This is a genomic window from Rhizobacter sp. P5_C2, from assembly GCF_054049715.1.
In genome coordinates this window covers 1-3282 of record NZ_JBFULV010000207.1, presented here as the reverse complement: position 1 = coordinate 3282, position 3282 = coordinate 1, and the positions used below count along the sequence as shown (strand labels likewise).

Annotated in this window: 5 protein-coding genes and 1 pseudogene; all 6 read right to left on the bottom strand. The window is 71.4% G+C overall.

The window, feature by feature from the left end; genetic code table 11:
- A partial coding sequence (locus tag ACXJLU_RS32925) for a DUF8684 domain-containing protein (RefSeq protein ID WP_489742420.1) occupies window positions 1-210 on the bottom strand: 210 nt, incomplete at its 3' end.
- Between the two features lie 89 nt (window positions 211-299).
- On the bottom strand, window positions 300-758 hold the full coding sequence (gene aroQ / locus ACXJLU_RS32920) for a type II 3-dehydroquinate dehydratase (protein WP_457337936.1): 459 nt from the start codon (window positions 756-758) through the stop codon (window positions 300-302).
- A gap of 123 nt (window positions 759-881) precedes the next feature.
- Entirely contained in the window at window positions 882-1403 is a 522-nt protein-coding gene (locus tag ACXJLU_RS32915; protein ID WP_457337935.1) for a TlpA family protein disulfide reductase, read from the bottom strand.
- Window positions 1400-2008: a hypothetical protein gene (locus ACXJLU_RS32910; RefSeq protein ID WP_073463013.1), complete on the bottom strand. Its 609-nt coding sequence runs from the start codon at window positions 2006-2008 to the stop codon at window positions 1400-1402. The genes ACXJLU_RS32915 and ACXJLU_RS32910 overlap by 4 nt, the downstream gene beginning before the upstream one ends.
- Window positions 2009-2033: 25 nt before the next feature.
- On the bottom strand, window positions 2034-2807 hold the full coding sequence (locus ACXJLU_RS32905; protein ID WP_457337934.1) for a transglycosylase domain-containing protein: 774 nt from the start codon (window positions 2805-2807) through the stop codon (window positions 2034-2036).
- Window positions 2804-3282: pseudogene (gene aroE, locus ACXJLU_RS32900) on the bottom strand (shikimate dehydrogenase); the annotation flags it as partial. The pseudogene aroE and the gene ACXJLU_RS32905, both read right to left, overlap by 4 nt.

Below are 3282 nucleotides of genomic sequence, written 5' to 3'. Positions count from 1 at the left end.
GGCCTCGGCCGGGGCGGCTGCCGCGGCGGCGGCCGGTGCGGCGGCCACCGGGGCCAGCACGGGCGCCGCGTAGGCCACCGGGCCTGCCGCGATGAGGTTCGGGTCGGCCTTGACGATCCGCACCTTGCCGTCCGCCTCGGTGATCTCCAGCTCGGAGATGTTCGACTCGGAGACGAGATCGATCAGGGTCTTCAGTTTGCGCAGGTCCATGGGTTCTCCAACTTCAGTCGTCTTTGTTGTCGGGCTTGTTGCCGGTCTCGGGCGCCACCGGCCCGGGTCGGGCCGTCAGCGCCGTGGGGTCAGGCCGTCCGCTGGGGAGGGCGCTTCACGTCACGCTGCAGCACGTGGCGCAGGGCGCAGGCATAGCCGTCTGCGCCCAGGCCGACGATCACGCCGTCGGCCAGGTCCGAGAAATAGGAATGGTGGCGGAAGGCTTCGCGCCGGTGCACGTTCGACAGGTGCACCTCGATGAACGGGATCGCGACACCGGCCAGCGCATCGCGCAGCGCGACGCTGGTGTGCGTGAACGCGCCCGGGTTGATCAGGATGCACTGCGTGCCGTCGAGCCGCGCGGCCTGCACGCGGTCGATCAACGCGCCTTCATGGTTGCTCTGGAAGCTCACCAGCGTCGAACCGGCCTTGGCCGCGATCTCGGCGAGATCGGCATCGATCTGCGCCAAAGTCGTCGCGCCATAGACCTCCGGCTCGCGTGTGCCGAGCAGGTTCAGGTTCGGGCCGTGCAAGACCAGGATGTGCATGAAGCGCGGATCGGGCGCCTGGGGCAGGCGGCCCGGAATTTTGCGAAGGCTGAACTTTACGCGCTTTAGGGGCCGAAGACTGCAATATAGAAAAATCTCGGCCGAAGGGCCCCCACCGGCCGATCAAGCGAGCTGTCGGACCCAGCCGGCCAGGTCCTGCTCGCCGATGCTGCCCAGTTTGCGCGCGATGATGCGCCCATCGCGGCCGAAGACGGCACTGAATGGCAGGCCGCCGCGTTCGTTGCCGAGCGAGCGGGCCAGGTCCACGCCGGTCAGCCCGGCCAGGCCGATCGGGAACGTGACCGGCACGTTCTTCAGGAACTCGCGCACCGGGGTCGGGCTGTCGACGGCCAGCCCGACCACGCGCCAGCCGGCCGGCTGGTGGGCGCGCTGGAAGGCGTCGAGCAACGGCATCTCCTTCACGCACGGTGCGCACCAGGTGGCCCAGAAGTTCAGCAGCAATGGCTGGCCGCGCAGGCCGGCCAGCGGCAGCGAGCCGCCCTCGGGGCGGTCGAACTGGAGATCCCACAGCGCGCGTTCGGCTTCGGGCAGCGCCGTGCTGCGCTCACGCCACCAGCCGAAGCCGGCGCCCGCGGCCAGCGCGACGGCACCCACCCCGATCGTCAGTGCCTTCCGGCGGTTCATGCCGACGCCTCGTCCGAGGCCAGCAAGCGACGCAGCCCGGCCAGGTCGCCGCGCTCGCTGCGGCCGCGGCTGTCGGGTTTCAACGCACCGCGCAGGTCGTCGTGGTCCAGGATGGTCAGGTGCACGGTCACTTCCTCGCCGAGCGCGGCGCTCGGGCTGCTGACGGTCAGCACGTCGATCGGATCGCCACGCGGGCCGTCGAGGCTGCCGACGTCATAGGACACGCGGCGGTCGATCAGTGCGAGCTCGGCTTCCTTCGAGTCGTCGCAGAACAGCTCCAGCCGCACGCTGTTGAGCCGCGTCGCGGTGCCGCGCCACACGGCGCCGTACAGATGCGGGCGGAATTCCTGCAGCCGCTCCATCCACAGCAGCGCCACCTCGCGCAGCGCGCGCAGCTCGGCGGGCTGGGTGTCGGCACAGAACAGCGCGAGGTAGGCTCGCACCTCGTCCTCGACCTGGTCGTTGTCGGGCAGGTCGACCTGGCGGGTGCTGCGCTTGCCGAGGTCGCGCGCGGCGCGGCGCTTGGCCGGGCCGTATTCCATGCCCTCCTCGACGATCAGCCGGGCGGCGGCGCTGGCGAGTTCGGTGGCGAGGTCGGAGGGCATCGCGGGATTCTAGGAGGCATCCGGGCTACGGGAGTTCGACTGCCCCCATGCGAGACACGACCGTCCCCGCCCGCCCGACCACGTACGCCGACCCCGGCCGCTTCTCGAAGCGCTTCGGCGCCGGCAGCATCACCGCCAGGCGTGCCGCCTGGAGCGGCGCGAGCCTTGCCGCGTCGACCCGGAAGTAGTGCCGCGCGGCGGCCTGCGCGCCGAACACGCCTTCGCCCCACTCGACGTTGTTCAGGTAGATCTCGAGGATGCGCTGCTTCGACAGCAGCCCCTCCAGCATGAACGTGATGACGAACTCCTGCGCCTTGCGCGGCAGGCTGCGTTCGCTGCCGAGGAACAGGTTCTTCGCGAGCTGCTGCGTGATCGTCGAGCCGCCGATGATCTTGGGCTCGGCACGGCGGGCCGGCGTGGCGTGGGCCTTCGGCGGGCGCTGCTCAAGGCGATCGTTGATCCGGTCGGCCCGCGCCTCGGCCCGCTGGTTCTTTTCCCAGGCCTTCTCGACCGCGTCCCATTCGACACCGCTGTGCTCGGTGAAGCCGGCATCCTCCGACGCGATCACCGCCCGCTTCAGCGTGTCGGCGATGCGGTCGTACGGCTGCCACTCCTGGCTCCACGGCACCTGGTGCTGCTCGGTCAGCAGCCGCCAGGCCTCGGAGCGCTGGAAGGTCGTCGATTGCGGGTCGACCACCAGCATCAGCGCGACGCGGGCCAGGAAGTACAGCTGCAGCGCGAGCACCGACAGCACCGACAGCGCGATCAGCCGCGCGACCTGGCGGACCGCGTTCTTCATCGGCTGGCGGCGGACAGCCGCGCCTGTAGCTCGGCCAGCACCGGCGCGGTGTCGGGGCGCACGCCGCGCCAGACGAAGAACGCCTCGCCGGCCTGCTCGACCAGCATGCCCAGGCCGTCGCGGCCGGTCGCGCCATGCTGCGCCGCCCACGCGACGAAGCCCTGCGCGGCCGGGCCGTACATCATGTCGAGCGCCAGCGTGCCGGCGCGCAGCACGCGCGGCGATACCGGCACTTCGGCGCCCTGCAGGCTGCTCGCGCTCGCGTTGACGACGACGTCGAAGGCCTCGCCGCAGTCGGCCAGGCCGGTGGCGCGCAACTCGACCCCGGCATGGCGCGCCGGCGCCGCATGGCGGGCCACCAGCGCCTGCGCCTTGTCGACGTTGCGGTTGGCCAGCACCAGCTGCGCCGGCCGCGCGGCCAGCAGCGGGCCGAGTGCACCGGCCGCGCCGCCGCCGGCGCCGACCACCAGCACGC

What these genes read in the sequence shown, in the direction of transcription:
- aroQ (WP_457337936.1), bottom strand. Translation starts at nt 758, where the DNA reads ATGCACATCCTGGTCTTGCACGGCCCGAACCTGAACCTGCTCGGCACA.
- ACXJLU_RS32915 (WP_457337935.1), bottom strand. Translation starts at nt 1,403, where the DNA reads ATGAACCGCCGGAAGGCACTGACGATCGGGGTGGGTGCCGTCGCGCTG.
- ACXJLU_RS32910 (WP_073463013.1), bottom strand. Translation starts at nt 2,008, where the DNA reads ATGCCCTCCGACCTCGCCACCGAACTCGCCAGCGCCGCCGCCCGGCTG.
- ACXJLU_RS32905 (WP_457337934.1), bottom strand. Translation starts at nt 2,807, where the DNA reads ATGAAGAACGCGGTCCGCCAGGTCGCGCGGCTGATCGCGCTGTCGGTG.